Raw genomic sequence first — 18,879 nt, forward strand, 5'->3', positions numbered from 1 at the left:
CGCCAATTTACCCGACGGAGGGGGAGTCGACCCGTGCTTCGACGCGCCGCCGCGCGCTGTCCGGAGTGGGTCGACCGTGGCCGAAGGCCCCGTCGATGAAGCACTGCTCGGCAGCGAAGGACGATCCCGCGGACAGCGCCGCATCGATCGCGCCCGCGGACGGCGCGACGCCCTTCCGCCAGCCCGAGGCCAGGAGCGAGGAGACCACGGCCGCCAGCAAGGCGTCGCCGCATCCCATCGTGTCGGCGATCGGACGATCGCCGACGAGCGGAACCGCACCCACCCGATGCAGCTCGGAGCCGTCGAACAGCAGCGAGCCGTCGGCGCCGCGGGTGCCCAGCGCCAGGCCGGCCCCCTTCGCCACGACGGAGCGCAGCAGCTCCCCCGTCTCGGCCTCACCGAGGTGCGAGCACGAGAGGAGCGCGAGATCCAGGTGGGGGGCGAGCGGGTCCAGGTACTCCGGGGATCGGAAGTGATCCTCGCTGGAGAAGTCGTAGGTCACGAGCACGTCGGCGGCGGAGAGCAGAGGGATCTGGGCCTCCGACGCCGAATACACGCTGGAGTGGACGAGATCGAAGCCGTCGACATAGCGGAGGTCCTCACGGGTCAGGAGGATCGGCTCGCGGACGCTGACGCCGCCTTCGTTCCCCCCGCGGAAGACCCGGTCGCCGTCGACGACCTCGACCATCGCGATGCCGGTCTCGCCGTCGCGCACGACCGCGTGCGAGACATCCAGCCCGATGGCGGCGAGTTCGGATCGGAGGAAGTCGCCTGACCCGTCCGATCCGAACGCGCCCATGTATGCCGCGTCGATCCCGAGCTCGTGGGCGAAGACCGCGAAGTTGACGCAGTTCCCACCCGGGTAGTCGATCCGTCTGTCGATGAATCGATCGATGACGTTGTCACCGAATCCGAGAACCTTCACGGCAGCGGCCATCAGTATTCGACGACGCGGTAGTAGCGGCGGACGTCCAGTCGGTGGTTCCGGACGAGCTCGAGGTGGGCGCTGAGGCGGCTCGCAGCCGTGCCGATGACGAGCGGCGAGACCAGCGCGCGATACGCGGAGTCGAAGCCCTCGAGGGCATAGTCCGCCGTGTCGAAGACCGTCACGTCGTCGGAATAGAGGTCGACGAAGTTGCGGACGCGGTCCATGAGCGGACGGGTCTCGTCCTCGCCGTAGAACAGGAGGGTCGTGGTGTCCTTCTCGATCAGTTCGAGCGAGCCATGGAAGAACTCGGCCGCGTGCACGCGCGTGGTGTGCAGCCACTGGCACTCCTCCAGCACGCACATCGAGTACAGGTACGCGTAGCCCCACACGTTGCCGGAGCCGACGACGAAGAGGTACTCGACATCCTTGTGCTTGTTCGCGAAGACCGAGGCCTTGGAGTCGGCCTTCTTGGCCACGTCGACCATGAGCGTCGGCATCAGCGCGAGCTGGTCCGCGAACCGCTCGTAGTCGGCGAACTCGCCGCGGGCGTTCAGGAGACCGGTCACGAGCAGCAGCAGCTGGATGTCGTACGAGTGCGCGCTCGACAGGAAGACGTGGTCGAGGGAGGTCGCGAACGGGCTCTCGGCCTCGCCCGTGAAGCCGACCGTGGTGGCGCCCTGCGCCTTGGCCCATTCGATGGCCGTGTTGACGTCGGGCGTGGAACCGGTGGCCGACACGAACACCGCGAGAGAGCCCTCACCGAACGCGGTGTCGGGGGCCAGGACGAACTCCTGCGCGATGGCCGCCGTGCCCGGGAGGGTCGACTTCGTCTGCAGGAGCAGGGCGTAGGGCATCATCTCGGCGTACGAGCCGCCGGCGCCGAGGAAGTAGACGTTCTTCACGCCGTCTCCCAGCTGGGCGACGAGCGCCTCGATCTCCGGCCGGAGCGCCACCGCGCTCGACAGCTGGGACGTGAATTCTTCCTCGTTGAACTTCAGCACGACTGCGGTCTCCTTCTGGGTCCGTGGCGGTCGGTGATACCGGTATCACCGCGATCATGCTTGCACACGACGCTGCAGTGGTCAAGGCCGCCCGGAAGGCTCGGGCGGTGGAGCGACGGATCCACGGAGGATGAGCTCCTGGTCGAAGACGCGGACCCGGGCGCGACCGCCCGCGCCCCCGATGCGGCTCAGCAGGATGCCGGCAGCTTCTGCGCCGATCGCGTGCATCGGCTGGGACATGACGGTGATCCCGGGCTCCACGAGTCCCGCCCAATCGGCGTCGTCGAAGGCGACGAGCGAGACGTCGCGCGGGATCCGCAAGCCCAGGTCGCGGCAGGCCCGGTACACGTCGAGGGCGATCAGGCTGTCGGAGGCCACGACCGCGGTCACGGCGCCCTCACCCGTGAGCAGCTCGACGGCCACCTGCTCGACGTCGTCGCGCGGAGCACCGAGTCGCACGACCGCGTCCGCGCCCGCATCCCGCATCGCGTGCTCGAACCCCGCGACACGATCGGCCACCGACGAGATCGAGATGATGTCCCCCCGCCGATAGCCGCCGGGATGCTCGATCGTCGACAGGAACGCGATCCGCCGGTGCCCCGCATCCGTCAGAAGGCGGGTCAGCTCGATCGCACCGCGCCTGTTGTCCGCGACCACGGCGTCTGCCTCGAGCCCGGGCACCGTCCGGTCGAACAGCACGAGCGGGCGGCCGGCGTCGGTGACCGCGCGGAGGGCGTCGGCGCGCGAGGAAGATGCGGGCGCGATGAGCAGCCCGTCGACGCGCTTGTCGAGCTGCACGCCGATCGCCTTCGTCTCGGTCGCGCCGGCTTCGTCGGAGTTCGACAGGATCAGCTCGTACCCCGCGGCATCGGCCGCGTCCGAGGCACCTCGCGCCGCCTGCGCGAAGAACGGGTTCTGGATGTCGCCGACCACCATTCCGATCGTCTGCGAGCGGCCCGTGGACATCGTCCGCGCGACCGCGTTCGGACGGTAGCCGAGCTGCGCCGCTGCGCGACGGACCCGCTCGCGGACCTCGCCGCGCACCGCGCCGTAGTCGCCGAGCGCGCGGGCCGCGGTGGCCTTCGAGACCTGTGCGGCCGCAGCCACGTCGCGGATGGTGACCTCACGGCGTCCGACAGCTCTGTCCACGTCATCCCCTCTCGTTCGCACGGCGCGGTCCCGGTTGACGACGGTTCCCCTCGGCGATTACGCTCCCAGTGTAGTGAGACCGGTACCACTTGGAGTGGCCGGGCCTGCAGCCCACGACATCAGCCAGCGATCCGTCCCAGAGGTGCTCCGCATGAACGACGCCGCCATCGCCCGCCCGATCCGCACGGCGATCGTCGGCTTCGGCGTCTCCGGCCGGGTCTTCCATGCACCGCTGCTGGCCGCGTCCCCCGACTACTCGCTCGACGCGATAGTCACCGCCGACCCGGCGCGCACCGCCGAAGCCGGACGCCTCCACCCTCGAACGGCGAGGGTCACGACCATTGACGACCTACTGCGGCGGGCGGACGACTTCGACCTCGTCGTGCTCGGTTCGCCACCAGCGACGCATGCGGAGCTGGCCACGGCCGCAATCGACGCGGGCCTGGACGTCGTGGTCGACAAGCCTTTCACCGTCACCTCCGCCGAAGGGCGCGCCCTCGCCGCGCGCGCCGCGAACGCAGGCCGTCGCCTCACGGTCTTCCAGAATCGGCGATGGGACGGCGACTACCTCACCGTTCGACGCCTGATCGGCGACGGAGCCCTCGGCGACGTCGCGCGATTCGAATCGCGATTCGAGACGTTCAAGCCGCGGCCCCGCGAATCGTGGAAGTCCCGGGCGGGAGTCGCCGCGGGCGGCGGCATCCTCTACGATCTGGGCGCCCATCTGATCGATCAGGCGCTGCGCCTGTTCGGCCCCGTCGACGAGGTCTACGCCGAGCTGGCCATCCGCAGACCCGGCGCTCCCGCCGAGGACGACGCGTTCCTGGCCCTGCGGCACGGATCCGGCCCGATCTCGCATCTGTGGATGAGCTCGATGGCCCCGCAGCCCGGCCCGCGCTTCCGCGTGCTCGGCGCGGTCGCCGGATATACGACGTGGGGGCTCGACGGACAGGAGGCCGCGCTCGCCGCGGGGATCTCGCCGCGCGACCCCGCCTACGGGGTGACGCCCCACGACCGTTGGGGACTGCTCGGCGCCGAAGGCGCGGCGGCGCCCGTCCCGACCGAGCGCGGCGACTACGGCGGGTTCTATCGCGAGCTCGCCGCCGCGATCCGCGACGGCGGGCCGGTGCCCGTCGACCCCATCGACGCCGTGGACGCACTCGAACTGATCGAGCGCGCGCACGGGGTCGCTCAAGACCGATGAAGCGAGAAGGACGACCGATGACCGACCAGCAGCCCGACCACGTCGTGGTCCTCGGCGGGGGGATCTTCGGATCCTCCTCCGCTGCGCAGCTCGCCCGCCGCGGCGTGCGCGTGACGCTCGTGACCGAGGGAGCGCTTGCCAGTGGCGCGTCCGGCCGCTCCCTCGCGTGGCTCAACGCTGCGTGGAAGTGGCCGCAGCCGTACTACGCGATCCGGGTGGCGGGCATCGATCGCTGGCGCACCTGGGCTGCCCGGCATCCGGGATCCTTCCGCTACCTGCGCTTCACGGGCGGACTCATGTGGGCGGACGAGGACGACGGCGAATCGCTGCGCGACCTGTACGCCTTGCAGCGCGACCGCGGCTACGACGCCCAGTGGGTCGACCGCGACCGCATCTCGCGCGTCGCTCCGGGCGTCGACCCCTCCGCTGTGGCCGCCGAGGGCGCGATCTTCAACCCCGGCGAGGGCTGGGTCAACCTGCCCTCGGTGATCCGGCTCCTCGCCGACGAGGTCGTAGAGCTCGGCGGCACGATCGTCGAGGACGCCGGTCCGTCGCAGCCTGTCGTGCTGGACGGGCGAGCGACAGGAGTGCGCACGGCCGCCGGTCATGAGATCACTGCAGATGCCGTGCTCCTCGCGACGGGACCGTCCGTCCCGCACCAGCTCACCGAGCTCGGAGTCCGGATCGGCACGTCGAGCCCGCCTGCCTTCGTGGCCTTCACCGCGCCGATCGACATCCCGCTGGAGGTCACGCTGAACACCCCCCACGTCGCCATCCGCCGTACGGTGGACGGCGGCATCGCGATGGACTCGGGGTGGTCGGAGAGATCGATCCAGGTAGCCGAGGACGGGTCGCTGCAGATCGCCGACGAGGTCGTCGACCGTCTCATGGACGAGGCCGCCCGTGTGCTCGAGGGGCACCCGAAGCTGGAGCTCGTGCGCATCGGATCGGGCTACAAGCCGGTCCCCGCCGACGGCGAACCGGTCTACGGACGCATCGCGCAGGTCCCCGGCCTGTATGTCGCGTTCAGTCACAGCGGGGCGACGCAGGGACTCATCGCGGGTGAGCTGATCGCCGACGAGATCGCCACGGGATACGTCTCGCCGCTCATGGCGCCGTTCCGCCCGGAGCGCTTCGGCCAGTGGGCGTCCGGCATGGCGGGGGATTTACTTAGCAAGACTAATAAGCTAAGCTAAACAACTGTATGAGCCAGACCACGCGCACCAGCACCGCCGATCCCGCCGATCTCCTCTCCGGCACGACAGCGCAGCTGCGCATGGCGACCTTCCGCCTCGCCCGCCGTCTCCGCGCCCAGCGCGCCGTCGACACGATGAGCGACGGTCAGTTCGCGGTCCTCGCGGCACTGAAGGTCCATGGCAGCCACACGCTGGGCGAGCTGGCCGAGCGCGAGCGCGTCACTGCGCCGAGCATGAACCGCACCGTCAACTGCCTCGAAGAGCTCGGCTACCTCACCCGCACCACCGACGAGGACGACCGTCGCAAGGTCAACATCGACCTGACGCCGGAGGGCCTCGCGGTCGTCGAGGAGACGGTGCGCCGGCGGGACGCCTGGCTCGAGCAGGCACTCGCCGAGCTCACCGACGAGGAGCGCGCGACCCTCGCCGAAGCCGCGGCCATCATGCGGAAGGTGGTGGAGCTGTGAAGACGATGTTCCGCTCCCTCAGCATCTTCAACTTCCGCGTCTGGATCATCGGCGCGCTGATCTCCAACATCGGCGGATGGATGCAGTCCACCGCCCAGGACTGGGTCGTCCTCACGGAGCTCACCCACAACGACGCGACCGCGATGGGCATCACCATGGCCCTGCAGTTCGGCCCCGCGCTCGTGCTCGTGGGCGTGACGGGGTGGGTCGCCGACCGGTTCGACCGCCGGAAGCTCCTCATGGTGACGCAGTCGGCGCTCATGCTGCTGGCGGTGACCGTCGGCGTGCTGCTGCTCACCCACGTCATGACGCTCCCCCTCATGTGGACGTTCGCGCTGTGCTTCGGCATCGCCAACGCGTTCGACGGTCCCGCACGTCAGGCGTTCGTGTCCGACGTCGTCTCGCGGGAGAACGCGTCGAACGCCGTCGCGCTCAACGCGGCGACCTTCAACACCGCGCGCCTCATCGGCCCGGCGATCGGCGGCATCGCGATCGTCCTCGTCGGCACCGGCTGGATGTTCATCGTCAACGCGTGCACGTTCCTCGCGATGCTCATCGCGCTGTTCGTGATGCGCGCCGACGAGCTCGTCCCCCGCGTCCGCTCGACCGGGACCGCGCGTCTCGCCGACGGCTTCCGCTACGTCCGGAGCCGTCGCGACCTCATCGTCATCTTCGTGATGGTGTTCCTCATCGCGGCATTCGGCATGAACTTCCCGATCTTCGCGTCGACGATGGCACTCGAGTTCGGGCAGAACGCGGACGGCTACGGGCTTCTGAGCTCCGTCCTCGCGATCGGCTCTCTCGCGGGCGCCCTCATGGCCGCCCGCCGCGAGCGCGCCCGGATGCGGGTGGTCGTCTTCGCCGCCGGCGGATTCGGCGTGGCATCCCTCGTCTCGTCGTTCATGCCCCTCTACGGGCTGTACGCGGTGACGCTCGTCTTCGTCGGATTCTCGACCGTCTCGATGCTCACAACGGCCAACGGCTATGTGCAGACGACGACCGACCCGACGCTGCGCGGCCGCGTGCTCGCGCTGTACATGGCGATCCTCATGGGCGCGACGCCGATCGGCGCCCCCATCGCCGGATGGATCGCCTCGACGTACGGACCGCGGGCGGCGATCCAGGTCGGCGCCACGGCTGGCCTCCTCGCGTGCGCGATCGGGCTCATTTCGATGCTCACCTCGGGACGCGTCCGCCGCGACCCTTCGACACGATTCGGTGTCGCTCTCGACGAGACCCGTCCGCTGCGGGTCGTCACGAAGTAGAGTCACCCTGGACCACCCGGCCGACGCGACAACGGAGTCGCGCCGGACGGGCGCTCACCTCCTTCGGGCGCTGTCTCCCTCGGCAGCTCTCAGCGCGAGACGAGCTCCGCGCACGACACGCACATCGTCGCGCCCGGTCGCGCCTGGAGCCGAGCCGCAGGGATGCGGGCCCCGCATCGCACGCAGATGCCGTACGTCCCCGTCTCGAGGTGATCGAGCGCCGCGGTCACATCGGAGCGCTCGACGAGGGCAGCACGACGCAGCGCGTCGATCTGCTGCCACTCGGCCGACAGCGTCGACCCTTCGGGGTCGTGCTCGTCATCTGCCGTGGTGTCCGCTCGATCGGCCCGGATCGCGCTGTCGTCCTCCTCGAGCCGCGCGAGCAGCTCGTCGAGCTCCTGCGCGCGGCGTTCAAGACGCTTGCGGGCCGCATCCATCGAGGTCATGGCAACCGAGCGTACGCCCCGCTGGGGACACCGGGGCGTCACGCCTCGCGCGTGATGGTGACCTTCACATTGAGCGTCGACTTGAACGGGCCCGCGTACACGCCGCGCAGCGGCGGCACGTCGCCGTAGTCGCGACCGCGGCCGACGAGGACGTGCCGGTCGCCGATCTCGATGTTGTTCGTCGGATCGAAGCCCTGCCACTCGCCGGCGAACCACTCGATCCACGCGTGCGACTCACCCGTGACGGCGACGCCGATCTCTGCGTTCGGGCGCGGATGCAGGTACCCCGACACGTAGCGCGACGGGATGCCGACGGCCCGGAGCGCCCCGATCGCGATGTGCGCCATGTCCTGGCACACCCCCTTGCGCGCCTCCCACGCCTCGCGCGCTGTGGTGCGGACGCCGGTGACCCCGCTCATGTACTCGACCGCATCCCCGATCGCCATCGCGATCTCGTGCGCGGCGCGGCCCGGGTCGTCGTGCTGCGCGGCGATCGCGCGCGCGATGTCGACGACCTCCTCGTGCGGGCGCGTGCGGTTCGTCTGCGCGAGCTGCTCGACCGTCGTGATCGACCTCTGCGCCTCGCGCTCGAGCTGGTCCCACGTGATGCCGGCGTGCTCGATCGGGCGCGGGCGCACCTCGACGAGCGAGCGCGCCGTGATCGACAGGTCGCTGTGCGGAGCCATGACGTCGAACGCCGTCACACGCGTGCCGAAGTAGTCGACGTACGAATTGACGGATGTCGACGGCTCGACGTCGATCTGCGAGCTCAGCACGAACTGGCTGTCGGTCGTGCCGGGCAGCATCCGCGCCTCGTTGTACGACGCCGAGACGTCGCCCGGATACGAGAAGCCGGTCGCGTGCTCGATGCGCAGGCGTTTCAACGTCGTGCCAGCCTTTCCGGTCGGTGAGCCCGTCGAACCGTCATGAGATCTCTCCGATCCAGCTCGGCTCGGCCTGGGCGGGGAAGAACCGCTGTCTGATCGCCTCGGATGCTTCGCGAGTGACCTTCTGCACCTGGTCCATATGTGCGGGGAGCTCACCGAGGATCTCACCGAGCGGCCGGTACTCGAGGTCGTTGCGGATGCGCCCGAGCGCGCGCAGCACCTGGTTGGAGTGGCCGACGCGGTCCGCGCGCGGGTCGATGGCGCTCATGCATCCCTCGGCCTGCGAGATCGAGTAGATGATCGAGCGCGGGAAGAGCCGGTCAAGGAGGAGGAACTCGGCGGCATTGCGCGCGCTCGGCGTGCCGCGGTAGGTGCGCAGGTACGCCTCGTAAGCGCCGCACGAGCGCAGGATCGTGGTCCATGAGGGACCGGAGGCCTCGGTCAGCGTCCTCGTCGCGAGCAGGCGCGCCGTCATGTCGGCGCGCTCGATCGCGCGTCCGAGCGTGAAGAACTGCCACGCCTCGTCGCGGCTCGTCGAGGAGTCGACGATGCCCACCGCGAGCGCCGCGCGCTCGCGCACCCAGTGGAAGAAGTCGTGCACCTTGTCGATCTGCAGGCGCCGCGGCATCCTCGCGCTGGTCGTGTTGAGGCACTCCCACAGCTCGGTGGAGAGGATCTCGCGCGCCCGGCGCGCATTCTCCCGGGCCGCGGTGAGCGAGTACGCGATGCTCGACGGGGTCATGCGGTCGACGGCGAGGCGGGCGAGGACCTGGTCGCGCGTGACGCGTTCGACGTCGTCGGGGAGCGAGGCCCCCATGACCGCGAGGAGGGACCGGCAGGCCGAATCCTCGTCGATCCACGGGTCTTCGAGGAGGAGCTGGAGCTGGACGTCGAGGATGCGGGCGGTGCCGTCGCTGCGCTCGATGTAGCGGCCGATCCAGAAGAGGCTCTCGGCGATGCGGCTCAGCATCCTGCACCTCCATCGCGGTCGTTGAGCGAGGAGGGCAGCGACGAGACGAAACGCAGAGGTGAGGGCGTTTCGTCTCGCTTCGCTCGCTCAACGAGCGAAGCCTGCTGCTGCTGCTCCTCCTGGCGGCGGCCGGGCACCGGCTTGTCCTGCGGGGAGTGTGCGACCTCGTTCGGCGGCGGGGCCACGGCATCCTCTTCGTCCTCGGACTCGGGTCCCGGAGCCGACGCCTGGTCGGCGACGAGCCCGCCGACGCCCTGGCCCTGGCCGTACTCGACGTGCGCGGGCGCGATGCCGCCGACGACCCACGTGTCCTTCGACCCGCCGCCCTGGCTCGAGTTCACCACGAGCTGCCCCTCGGGGAGCGCGACACGCGTGAGGCCTCCGGGCAGCACCCAGATGTCGTCGCCGTCGTTGACCGCGAAGGGGCGCAGGTCGGCGTGGCGCGGCCGCATCCCGTCCTCGACGAGCGTCGGGATCGTGGACAGCATGACGACCGGCTGCGCGATCCAGCCGCGCGGGTCGGCCTTGAGCGTGGCGCGGAGCGCGTCGAGTTCGGCGCGCGAGGCATCCGGCCCGACGACCAGCCCCTTGCCGCCCGAGCCGTCGACGGGCTTCACGACGAGTTCGTCGAGGCGATCGAGGACCTCCTCGAGCGCGGTCGGGTCCTCGAGGCGCCACGTGTCGACGATCGGCAGCAACGGCTCCTCAGACAGGTAGTACCGGATGAGGTCGGGCGTGTACGTGTACAGCAGCTTGTCATCGGCGACGCCGTTGCCGACCGCGTTCGCGATCGTGACATTGCCGAGGCGCGCGGCGAGCATGAGCCCGGGGGCGCCGAGCATGGAATCGGCGCGGAACTGCAGCGGGTCGAGGAAGTCGTCGTCGACGCGACGGTAGATGACGTCGACGCGCACCGGCCCGCGGGTCGTGCGCATGAAGACCTTGCCGCCGACGCACAGGAGGTCGCGGCCCTCGACGAGCTCGACGCCCATGAGGCGCGCGAGGAGCGTGTGCTCGAAGTAGGCGGAGTTGTACACGCCCGGCGTCAGCACGACGACGGTCGGGTCCTCGATGCCGGCGGGAGCCGACGCCTTCAGCGCCGCGAGCAGCTTGTTGGGGTAGTCGCCGACGGGGCGCACCTGCATCGAGACGAACAGCTCGGGGAGGGTCTGCGCCATGACGCGACGGTTCGAGATGACGTAGCTGACGCCGCTCGGCACGCGCACATTGTCCTCGAGCACGCGCATGACGCCGTTCTCGTCGCGGATGAGGTCGATGCCGGACACCTGGATGCGGACGCCGTTGGCGGAGTGGATGCCGGCGGCCTGGCGGTAGAAGTACTGGCTCGACGCGATCAGCTGAGCCGGGACGACGTCGTCGCGCACGCAGTTCTGGCGCCCGTAGGCGTCGTCGAGGAACGCCTCGAGCGCGCGCACGCGCTGCTTCACACCGGCCTCGATGTGCGACCACTCGTCGTACTCGATGATGCGCGGCACCGCGTCGAGGGGGAACGGCCGCTCCTCGCCCGCGAAGTCGAACGTCACGCCCTGCGCGAGGTACGAGCTCGCGAGCGACTCGGTGCGGCCGCGCAGCTCCTCCTGGGTCATCTGCGCGAGGGCCTGGTACAGCTCTTCGTACGCGTCACGCGCCTCGGCCGTGCCCATCGCGCCGCTCGGGGCGTCGCCGAACATCTCGTCGAACGCGGGCAGTCCCTGCGGAGTCTTGCGCGGCGCGAGCGTGGAGCCGTAGCCGTCGAACAGGTCACCCATGGGAGAAGAGCCTAATCGCGGTCTGTTACCGGCTTGTCACCGAATCTCGCGGCCGGGCCACAGCACCCGGACGTACGCTCGCCACATGGCAGGTGCGCACCCGTCGTATCCGCTCGCGGCCGCCGCGGGCGTGGCCTCCGTCGTGCTCGGCGCCGGCCTCGGCGAGCTGACCGCGACGTTCATCGACCCCTCGTCGAGCCCCGTTGCCGCGATCGGGTCGACGCTGATCGACGCGGCCCCGCCGTGGGCGAAGGATGCCGCGATCGCCCTGTTCGGCACGAACGACAAGACGGCGCTGCTGACCGGGATCGGCATTGTGATGCTCGTCCTCGCCGCCGTCGCGGGCATCCTCGAGGCACGCCGCCCGCCGTGGGGTCGCGTGATCGTGCTCGCGTTCGGCGTCGCCGGGATCGTCACGGCGATGACGCGCGCGGATTCGGGGATGCTGGCGTTCCTCCCGTCCGCGGTCGCCGGCGGGGTCGCCGCGATCGCCCTCGGGATGCTGATGGACCGCCTCCGTGCCGTCGGCGCCACCCCCCGGTCGTTGAGCGTGCGAAGCGATACGAAACGCGACGAACCGACGATCGGCAGCGGGATGCCGGTCGCCGAGCCCGTCGAGGCGTCGCCACTGCCGATGACGCCTCCCCGGACGACCCCTCGACAAGCTCGGGGACCGAAAGGACAAGCTCGGGGACCGGAAGGACAAGCTCAGGGACCTGAACCCACCTCCACATCCCGCCGCACCTTCCTCCTCTGGACCGGCGGCGCCGCGGTCATCGGCATCCTCGCCGCGACCGGCGGCACGCTCGCCCGCACGGGCTCACGGGCCGCATCCGTCGCGCGGAGCGCCCTCCATCTCCCGAAACCCGCGACGACGGCGCCGCCCATCCCCGCGAGCGCGGACTTCCGCATCCCGGGGCTCGCCCCCGTCATCACGCCGAACACGGACTTCTACCGGATCGACACCGCGCTCGTCGTGCCGCAGGTCGACCCGGCGACATGGAAGCTGCGCATCCACGGCCTCGTCGACCGCGAGGTGAACCTGACATGGAACGAACTGCTCGCGCTGCCGCTCGAGGAGAGCGCGACGACCCTCACCTGCGTCTCGAACGACGTCGGCGGCGACCTCATCTCGAACGCCGTCTGGCTCGGGTATCCGATCCGCAACCTGCTCGCGAAAGCCGGGGTCAAGCCCGGCGCCGACATGGTCCTGTCGACATCGACCGACGGGTTCACCGCATCCACTCCGCTCGAGGTGCTGACCGACGCGCGGGACGCGATCCTCGCGGTCGGCATGAACGGGGAGCCGCTGCCGCCGGAGCACGGATTCCCGGTGCGCATGGTCGTCCCCGGGCTCTACGGCTATGTGTCGGCGACCAAGTGGGTCACGGACCTCGAGGTCACGCGGTTCGCGGATGCCACGGCCTACTGGACCGCCCGCGGATGGTCCGAGCGCGGTCCGATCAAGCTGGAATCGAGGATCGACGTGCCGAGCGGCGGATCGATCGCCTCGGGGAACACCGTGATCGCCGGCGTCGCGTGGCAGCAGCACACCGGTGTGCGGGGCGTCGAGGTGCAGATCGACGACGGCCCGTGGCAGCAGGCCGAACTCGCGACCGCGATCTCCGGGGACACGTGGGTGCAGTGGCGCCTGCCGTGGAACGCGAAGAGCGGCACGCACACGATCCGCTGCCGCGCGACGTCGGCGACGGGCGAGGTGCAGACCTCGGAGCAGGCGCCGCCCGCCCCTGACGGGGCTTCCGGCTGGCACTCGATCCAGGTCTCCGTCGGCTGATCCCCTTCCCCCGCGTGTGAGACTGATGGGGTGACCACGTGGAGTGAGCGACTCGGAACCGTCGGCGTCTGGCGCGGATTCACGCAGGTGGATGCCGGTTTCGCCCGCGGGATCGAAGCCATCGGATACGGCGCGCTGTGGCTCGGGTACTCGCCGACGGCGGACCTGGATGCGGCGGAGCTCGCCCTCGACGCGACCGATCGCCTGCACGTCGCGACGGGCGTCGTCAACATCTGGAAGGCGGATGCGGCGGAGCTCGCCGCATCCTTCCACCGCATCGAGGCGAAGCATCCTGGCCGGCTGCATCTCGGGATCGGCACCGGGCACCGCGAGGCGACGCCCGAGCGGACGCGTCCGCTCGACGCGATGCGGCGATACCTCGACGTGCTCGACGCGCACGACGTCCCGGTCGGACGGCGCGTGATCTCCGCCCTCGGCCCGCGGATGCTGGAGCTCGCCGCCGAACGCAGCGCCGGCACGCACCCCTACCTCACCGTGCCCGGACAGACGGCCGACCAGCGCGCGGCGCTGGGTTCCGGCATCCTCGTCGCGCCTGAGCAGACCGTCGTGCTCGACCCCGACCGCACCTCCTCGCGCGAGGCGGCGCGGACGTTCCTCGGCCGCTATCTCGGCATGTCGAACTACACGAACAACATGCTCCGCGGCGGGTTCACCGAGGCGGACGTCGCGCTGCCCGGCAGCGACCGGCTCGTCGACGACATCATCGCGCAGGGGGATGCCCCATCCCTCGCCGCGCGCGTGCGCGAGCACCTCGACGCCGGTGCCGACCACGTGTGCGTGCAGGTCGTCCCCGTGCACGGCGATGTGCTCCCCGCGCTCGCCGCCGTCGCCGGCAAGCTGCGCCTCGCCTGATCGTCGCTCTCCTTATGGCGGCTCGATCAGCGGAGTCGAATCGACGAAGGGAGTACCGACACGCCGGAATCCGGGACTCCCCACGTCGAATCGACTCCCTTCATCGGGACACGCCGGTGCCGCCGCTCGACGCGGATTCCGGAACGTCTGGCGAGGGATCGTACGGATGGCGAGAGATTTCGCCCGGATCCGCTCGTCAAGCGTGGAATCTCTCGCCATCCGTACGCCCGGCAGGCGGTCTTGCGGCGGGATCAGGGGAGCGGACGCGTCCAGGCGACCTCACGGTGCAGCTGACCCGTCTCCGCGAACAGCCGGACCTGGTGTGTGGAGGCGAGCGCGGAGGCGAGGTCGTCGATGGATGCCGGCTCGAAGCCGAGTCCCTGCCAGAACGGTCCGGAGCGCTGGCTGAACAGCCACGCGGTGGTGGCGCCCTCCTCGGTGGCACGGTCGAAGGCGAAGCGCGCGAGGGCGCTGCCGCGACCCGCCGATCGGGCGGACGGATGCACCGCGACGCTCCGGATGAGCGCGTGCGCGCCGTCGTCGCTCAGCTCGTAGCCGGTGCTTCCGACGACAAGGCCGTCGTCGTCGACCTCCATCCAGAGACGGACGGATGCCGCATCCAGCCCGCTGAGCGTCAGGTCGACGTCGCCGAGGAACGCTCGCAGGTCCGCGACATCCCCCGCTTCGACCCGCCTGAGCTCTTCACACGGCGGAAGCCCGCTGCCGGTCGTTGAGCGAGCGAAGCGAGTCGAAACGCAGGGAGGACTCGAGGTCGGCTCACCGCGTTCCGACTCGGTCGTTCCTCCCTCGCTCAACGACCACCATCCAAGGTGCTCAGCCCTCGAGGGCGAGGCGCAGTTGCTCCACCGCCCAGTCGAGCTCGGTGCCGCGGATGATGAGCGGCGGCGCGATGCGGATCGTCTGCCCGTGCGTGTCCTTCACGAGCACGCCGCGCGCGAGCAGCCGCTCGGCGATGTCACGCCCGGTCCCGATGGCGGGGTCGACGTCGACGCCGGCCCACAGCCCGGCGATGCGCACCTCGATGACCCCGTGGCCCACGAGCCCGTCCAGCAGCGTGGACAGGTGCGCGCCGAGCGCGCGGGCGCGCTCCTGGAATTCTCCGGTCGCCAGCATCTCCACCACCCGAAGCCCGACGGCCGCCGCCAGCGGGTTTCCGCCGAACGTCGACCCGTGCTCACCGGGCCGGATGACGCCGAGGACGTCGCGGTCGGCGACGACGGCGGAGACGGGAAGGATGCCGCCGCCCAGCGCCTTGCCGAGGAGATACATGTCGGGCACGACATCCTCGCGGTCGCACGCGAAGGTCTCGCCGACGCGACCGAGCCCGGACTGGATCTCGTCCGCGATGAACAGAACGTTGTGCTCGGTGCACAGCGCCCGGACGGCTGCAAGGTACCCGGCGGGCGGGATGACGACCCCGGCCTCGCCCTGGATGGGCTCGACGAGCACGGCAGCCGTGTTCGGAGTGATGGCGGCGGCGAGCGCGTCCGCATCCCCGTACGGGACCGACACGAAGCCGGGCGTGAACGGACCGAATCCGTCGCGCGCCGAGTCGTCGTCGCTGAAGCCGACGATCGTCGTGGTGCGGCCGTGGAAGTTGCCGTTCGCGACGACGATCTCCGCAGCATCCACCGGCACGCCCTTGACGCGATACGCCCACGCGCGGGCGACCTTGATGCCGGTCTCCACGGCTTCGGCGCCCGTGTTCATCGGCAGCATGAGGTCCTTGCCGCACAGGTCCGTGAGGGCGGCGGCGAAGGCTCCGAGCTGGTCGTTGTGGAATGCGCGGCTCGTGAGCGTCACTCGACCGAGCTGTTCCTCGACGGCCGAGACCAGCGCGGGATGCCGATGCCCGAAGTTCAGCGCGGAGTAGGCGGAGAGGAGGTCGAGGTACCGCTTGCCCTCGACATCCGTCACCCACGACCCTTCCGCCGACGCGACGACGACCGGAAGCGGGTGGTAGTTGTGGGCGACGCGCGTGTTCTCGCCGGCCACGATCTCCGCGGACGAGAGCGTCACCGCGCACCCCGGAGCTCGAGTGTGCAGCACTTGATGCCGCCGCCGCCGAGGAGGAGCTCGGAGAGGTCGACGAGCACGGGGTTGTAGCCGCGCTCGCGCAGCTGGGCCTCGAAGCCCTTCGCCCGCGGCGAGATGATGACGTTGAGGCCGTCGCTCGCCGAGTTCAGTCCGAACACGGCGCCGTCGGCATCCGCCACCTTGATGGCGTCGGGGAAGCGCTCGGCGAGGATCTCCTGAGAAGCAGCGTCGAACGCGTGCTCGAGGTACGCGATGTTCGCCTTGTCGACGCCTCCCGCACCCTGCACCGGGTCGAGCACCGAGATCGCGGTGTCGAGGTGGTAGAACCGCGGGTCGATGAGCTTCAGCGACACGACCTCGCGGTCGAAGACGCGGGCGATCTCGCGGTGGCTCTCGATCGACGACCGGAACCCGTACCCCGCGAGGATCGTGTCGCCGACGAGGAGGATGTCGCCCTCGCCCTCCTGCTCCGCGATCGGCTCGACGACCTCGAAGCCGAGCTCGGCGAAGCGGTCCATGTACGGACGCTCCTCGCCGCGGCGCTCGTCGACGCTGAACTTCACGCCGAGCGCCTTCCCGTCGATGATGAAGCCGCCGTTGGCGGTGTACACCATGTCCGGCAGGCCCTCGATCGGGTCGATCAGCTCGATCTCGTGGCCGAGCTCGATGTAGGTGTCGTACAGCGCCTGCCACTGCTGCACGGCCTTCGACGTGTCGGTCGGGTCGGCCGTGTGCATCCACGGATTGATCTCGTAGCTGACCGTGAAGAACTCCGGCCGGCACATCAGGTACCGGCGGTGCTGCTGGATGCGCTGGGTCGGAGTGGATGCGGCTGTCGTGGCCGTCTGCGTCATGTTCTGCTCCCGGGACGGAGGGCGCGGCGGACGCTGTCCAGAGGCCCGGCGGCCCTCCACGCAGTGCGTGTGCAGAGGGAAGGGAACGACCCGGGCACGCCGCATCCATCATCTCACGCGCCCCTGTCCGTCGCCTCACCCGACGGTCACGACGACCTTCCCCACGGTGTGCCCGGCCGCCAGATGGGCGAGCGCCCCCTGCGCATCGGCGAGCGGCCACGTGCGTTCGATCACCGGCTGCAGGCTCCCGGCGGCCGCGAGCGCGAGGAGCTCTCGCAGGATGTCGGTCCGCGCTACCGCGGCGAGCGGATGCAGCTTCCGGCGGGAGCCGATCGACAGGAGGGATGCGCGGGCGATGCGCGGCAGCGGGCCGACGAGTCGTCCGCCCTCGCCGGCGATCAGGACGGCGCAGCCGCCGTCGCGCACGACCCGCTGCACCGCGCGCAGCGGGCTGTCGCCGGCGATGTCGACGACGGCGTCGAACGCCCCCTCGGGCAGGTCGGCGAGCGAGACGACCGCGCGGTCATGCACCTCGGTCGCCCCGATCGAGGTCACGAGGCCGCGGTTCCGCGCGGAGCACAGTGCGTGCACCTCCGCGCCGCGGAGCGCGGCGAGCCGCACCGCGAACGTGCCGACCCCGCCCGACGCGCCGAGGACGAGCACGCGATGACCGGATGCGACCGCAGCGCGGTCGAGAGCCTGCCACGCCGTCCCTCCCGCGATGGGGAGCGCCGCGGCGACGACGGGGTCGACGTGTTCCGGGCGGGGCACGAGCCGCGACAGCGGAGCGACAGCATACTCGGCGAGCCCGCCGCCGCCCGGCAGCTCCGCGACGACTTCGTCGCCGACCGCGATCTGCTGGTCGCCCGGAGCGCCGAGCGCCACCACCGTGGCCGCGACGTCGATTCCGCGGACGGACTGCCTCGGCCGTGACCAGCCGAACATCCCACGCAGGATCAGGGGTTCCCCCGTCATGAGGTGGCGGTCCGCGGCGTTCAGCCCGACCGCGCGGATCCGCAGCAGCGCCTCGCCCGCGCCCGGCTCGGGCACGGTCACCCGTGTGCGTACGACCTGCTCGACACCGCCGTAGTGCGCCTGGGTCCAGGCATCCATGTCCGTCATGTCACTCCTCGGGGTACTGGAACATGTCGTCGAGGCCGACCCCGAACACTCGGGAGAGTTGGAACGCGAGCTCCAGCGTCGGGGAGTACCGCCCCGCCTCGATGGCGATGAGCGTCTGGCGGGTGACGCCGACGCGTCCGGCGAGGTCGGCCTGCGTGAGGCCCGCGGTCTCGCGGAGAGCACGGATGGAGTTCGTGACGCGAGTGGGCTTGACCATCAGAGACCGCGCCGACACGCGACGACGCGGGCCACGCCGCCGACCACGGCGGCGACCGCGAAACCGAAGAACATCGTGTCCGCGATCCAGAACCAGTCGGCACGCACCGCGCACAGGACGAGCACCCCGACGCCGGCGATGGCCACGAACGCCTGCTCGACCCCCGTACCCATCCGCGCGATGTCACGGTCGCGGATGTCTCGGGCACCCACCCCCGCCGGTTCGCGCATCCCGGCGACGATCCCCCACACGATGCTGACGACGATGGATGCGGCGATGCTGCCGATGATCGTCCAGAACATGATCGGCACCCAGTCGACCGCCGTGAGGGGTCCGCCGTCCGCTTCCTTCAGCACGATCACGACATACGCCGCGAGCGCGATGACGGTGACGACGAGGCTCGACCAGACGTTCCGCTCCTGATAGACCATGGCCCGCTCCTCGTGTCAAAGATTCTTTACATCACACCGTAGGCACGACATGCCCTGATGTCAAGAATCTTTTACACCCCGCCGACCGTGGCCCGGGGATGCCCCAGAACACGCCACGCCGAGGCGGCACAGTCCGCAGCTTGTGGGACACGACCGACGACGACTGACGGAACGGGCCGCGGTGCCGGCGCCGAACCGGTGGCCGAGACGGAGGCGGAGGGCGCCGGAGGTCTTGTTGTTAGGAAAC

At 70.3% G+C, this 18,879-nt stretch carries 19 protein-coding genes; 6 read left to right on the top strand and 13 right to left on the bottom strand.

What is annotated here, in order from left to right:
* Positions 1-7: 7 nt before the first annotated feature.
* From QSV35_RS07940 to QSV35_RS07950, 3 genes are all read right to left on the bottom strand, one after another.
* Positions 8-937: a PfkB family carbohydrate kinase gene (locus tag QSV35_RS07940; protein WP_286288124.1), complete on the bottom strand. Its 930-nt coding sequence runs from the start codon at positions 935-937 to the stop codon at positions 8-10.
* The gene (locus tag QSV35_RS07945) at positions 937-1,929 is read right to left on the bottom strand and encodes an SIS domain-containing protein (protein WP_286288125.1); all 993 of its coding nucleotides are present in this window, start codon (positions 1,927-1,929) and stop codon (positions 937-939) included. Before QSV35_RS07945 ends, QSV35_RS07940 begins: the two co-directional genes overlap by 1 nt.
* 81 nt (positions 1,930-2,010) lie before the next feature.
* Positions 2,011-3,078 (bottom strand): LacI family DNA-binding transcriptional regulator, encoded by a 1,068-nt coding sequence (locus QSV35_RS07950; protein ID WP_286288126.1) that lies wholly within the window; start codon positions 3,076-3,078, stop codon positions 2,011-2,013.
* A gap of 151 nt (positions 3,079-3,229) precedes the next feature.
* Here QSV35_RS07950 and QSV35_RS07955 point away from each other — a divergent pair, with 151 nt between their 5' ends.
* From QSV35_RS07955 to QSV35_RS07970, 4 genes are read left to right on the top strand one after another with little or no spacing between them, the layout of a single operon-like run.
* Positions 3,230-4,282 carry a Gfo/Idh/MocA family protein gene (locus QSV35_RS07955; protein ID WP_286288127.1) on the top strand — a complete coding sequence of 351 codons (1,053 nt, stop codon included), beginning with the start codon at positions 3,230-3,232 and terminating at the stop codon, positions 4,280-4,282.
* A gap of 17 nt (positions 4,283-4,299) precedes the next feature.
* Positions 4,300-5,478, top strand: coding sequence for an NAD(P)/FAD-dependent oxidoreductase (locus QSV35_RS07960; RefSeq protein WP_286288128.1), 1,179 nt, complete (start codon positions 4,300-4,302; stop codon positions 5,476-5,478).
* Positions 5,479-5,486: 8 nt separating this feature from the next.
* Entirely contained in the window at positions 5,487-5,945 is a 459-nt protein-coding gene (locus tag QSV35_RS07965; protein ID WP_286288130.1) for a MarR family winged helix-turn-helix transcriptional regulator, read from the top strand.
* 5 nt (positions 5,946-5,950) lie between these two features.
* On the top strand, positions 5,951-7,210 hold the full coding sequence (locus QSV35_RS07970) for an MFS transporter (protein ID WP_286288467.1): 1,260 nt from the start codon (positions 5,951-5,953) through the stop codon (positions 7,208-7,210).
* Between the two features lie 89 nt (positions 7,211-7,299).
* Here the strand turns inward: QSV35_RS07970 and QSV35_RS07975 are convergent, their stop codons facing one another.
* Genes QSV35_RS07975 through QSV35_RS07990 form a run of 4 tightly spaced genes read right to left on the bottom strand, consistent with a single transcriptional unit; the run spans position 7,300 to position 11,282 of the window.
* Positions 7,300-7,656, bottom strand: a complete 357-nt coding sequence (locus QSV35_RS07975) for a TraR/DksA family transcriptional regulator (RefSeq protein ID WP_353618966.1) — start codon at positions 7,654-7,656, stop codon at positions 7,300-7,302.
* Between the two features lie 38 nt (positions 7,657-7,694).
* Positions 7,695-8,540, bottom strand: a complete 846-nt coding sequence (locus QSV35_RS07980; protein WP_286288131.1) for a transglutaminase family protein — start codon at positions 8,538-8,540, stop codon at positions 7,695-7,697.
* 40 nt (positions 8,541-8,580) lie between these two features.
* Entirely contained in the window at positions 8,581-9,513 is a 933-nt protein-coding gene (locus tag QSV35_RS07985; RefSeq protein ID WP_286288132.1) for an alpha-E domain-containing protein, read from the bottom strand.
* Complete coding sequence (locus QSV35_RS07990) at positions 9,507-11,282, bottom strand: circularly permuted type 2 ATP-grasp protein (RefSeq protein ID WP_286288133.1); 1,776 nt, start codon at positions 11,280-11,282, stop codon at positions 9,507-9,509. Before QSV35_RS07990 ends, QSV35_RS07985 begins: the two co-directional genes overlap by 7 nt.
* Before the next feature lie 85 nt (positions 11,283-11,367).
* Here QSV35_RS07990 and QSV35_RS07995 point away from each other — a divergent pair, with 85 nt between their 5' ends.
* Together QSV35_RS07995 and QSV35_RS08000 are read left to right on the top strand one after the other, a co-directional pair.
* A complete protein-coding gene (locus QSV35_RS07995; protein WP_286288134.1) occupies positions 11,368-13,077 on the top strand; it encodes a molybdopterin-dependent oxidoreductase in 1,710 nt (569 codons plus the stop codon).
* 30 nt (positions 13,078-13,107) lie between these two features.
* Positions 13,108-13,950: a TIGR03620 family F420-dependent LLM class oxidoreductase gene (locus QSV35_RS08000; protein ID WP_286288135.1), complete on the top strand. Its 843-nt coding sequence runs from the start codon at positions 13,108-13,110 to the stop codon at positions 13,948-13,950.
* Between the two features lie 251 nt (positions 13,951-14,201).
* Here QSV35_RS08000 and QSV35_RS08005 read toward each other — a convergent pair whose 3' ends face one another.
* The 6 genes from QSV35_RS08005 to QSV35_RS08030 form a co-directional block, all read right to left on the bottom strand.
* The gene (locus tag QSV35_RS08005; RefSeq protein WP_353618967.1) at positions 14,202-14,765 is read right to left on the bottom strand and encodes a GNAT family N-acetyltransferase; all 564 of its coding nucleotides are present in this window, start codon (positions 14,763-14,765) and stop codon (positions 14,202-14,204) included.
* A gap of 19 nt (positions 14,766-14,784) precedes the next feature.
* Positions 14,785-15,990, bottom strand: a complete 1,206-nt coding sequence (gene rocD, locus QSV35_RS08010; protein WP_286288136.1) for an ornithine--oxo-acid transaminase — start codon at positions 15,988-15,990, stop codon at positions 14,785-14,787.
* Positions 15,987-16,862: a dimethylargininase gene (gene ddaH, locus QSV35_RS08015; protein ID WP_286288137.1), complete on the bottom strand. Its 876-nt coding sequence runs from the start codon at positions 16,860-16,862 to the stop codon at positions 15,987-15,989. Before ddaH ends, rocD begins: the two co-directional genes overlap by 4 nt.
* A gap of 135 nt (positions 16,863-16,997) precedes the next feature.
* Positions 16,998-17,984 (bottom strand): NAD(P)-dependent alcohol dehydrogenase, encoded by a 987-nt coding sequence (locus QSV35_RS08020; protein ID WP_286288138.1) that lies wholly within the window; start codon positions 17,982-17,984, stop codon positions 16,998-17,000.
* A 1-nt stretch (position 17,985) separates the two neighbouring features.
* Entirely contained in the window at positions 17,986-18,201 is a 216-nt protein-coding gene (locus tag QSV35_RS08025; RefSeq protein ID WP_286288139.1) for a helix-turn-helix transcriptional regulator, read from the bottom strand.
* Positions 18,201-18,632 (bottom strand): hypothetical protein, encoded by a 432-nt coding sequence (locus tag QSV35_RS08030; protein WP_286288140.1) that lies wholly within the window; start codon positions 18,630-18,632, stop codon positions 18,201-18,203. Before QSV35_RS08030 ends, QSV35_RS08025 begins: the two co-directional genes overlap by 1 nt.
* Between the last annotated feature and the right edge of the window lie 247 nt (positions 18,633-18,879).

It is taken from the genome of Microbacterium candidum, assembly GCF_030315975.1.
Lineage (GTDB): Bacteria > Actinomycetota > Actinomycetes > Actinomycetales > Microbacteriaceae > Microbacterium > Microbacterium candidum.